The following is an 882-nucleotide window of genomic DNA, read 5'->3' on the forward strand; positions in this document are numbered from 1 at the left end:
TGTCTGGAAAATCGGGAGGCGCCCATCTGAAGGGGCATGACAGCCCGGTCCTATGACACCGACCTCGACGATGCGGAGTGGGCGATCCTGGCGCCCCTTCTCGCCCCGACAACCCGGCGCGGTCGCCCTCGCAAACACGACCTGCGGCGGGTGCTCAACGCCGTGCTGTACATCCTGTGCGGCGGAGAACCGTGGCGCCTGTTGCCGCACGAGTATCCGCCCTGGCAGAGCGTGTACGATCACTTCCGGCGATGGCGTCAGCGCGGCACGTGGCAGCATCTCAACGATGTCCTGCGCCCCCGAGCCCGCAGGCTCGCCGGGCGCGATCCACAACCGCATGCGGCGATCATCGACAGCCAGACGGCGCGCACCAGCGAGGCCGGTGGCGAGCGCGGCTATGACGGTGGCAAGCGCATCTCCGGCCGCAAGCGCCATCTGGTGGTCGACACGCAAGGACTGGTTCTCCATGTCCTCGTGCATCCAGCCGATGGCCATGACCGTCGTGCGGCTGAAGCCGTGTTGGCCGAGTTGAGAGGCCGCTATCCGGATGTGGAAGGCCTGGTTGCCGACATGGGCTATCAGGGGCTGGCCGCCTGGCTGCCAGCCGAACCCGGGTGGACCCTGCTGATCGTGAAGCGGCCGCGGCGCTGGGTGCGGGTGCCGGCCGATCAACCTGCGCCCGAGATGCCGGTCGGGTTTGCGGTTCTGCCTCAGCGCTGGATTGGCGAGCGCACGTTCGCGTGGCTCATCCGCAACCGGCGCTTGGCCAAGGACTGGGAGCGCCTCTCGGCCACCACCGAGACGTGGATCTATCTCGCGATGAGCCGCCTCATGACCAAAAGATTAGCCCATGCAGCAGCTTAATCTCCAGACACCCTCTAG

1 protein-coding gene is annotated in these 882 nt (G+C 66.9%); it reads left to right on the plus strand.

The genetic code is table 11. The annotated features are described in order from the left end of the window. Nucleotides 1–36: 36 nt before the first annotated feature. Nucleotides 37–864 (plus strand): IS5 family transposase, encoded by an 828-nt coding sequence (locus DC522_RS33795; protein ID WP_116532731.1) that lies wholly within the window; start codon nt 37–39, stop codon nt 862–864. Nucleotides 865–882: the final 18 nt, after the last annotated feature.

Origin of the sequence: Microvirga sp. KLBC 81 (assembly GCF_003075415.1) — a bacterium.
Lineage (GTDB): Bacteria > Pseudomonadota > Alphaproteobacteria > Rhizobiales > Beijerinckiaceae > Microvirga.

Coding starts and splice junctions, on each gene's coding strand:
- DC522_RS33795 (WP_116532731.1), top strand. CDS start 37: ATGACAGCCCGGTCCTATGACACCGACCTCGACGATGCGGAGTGGGCG.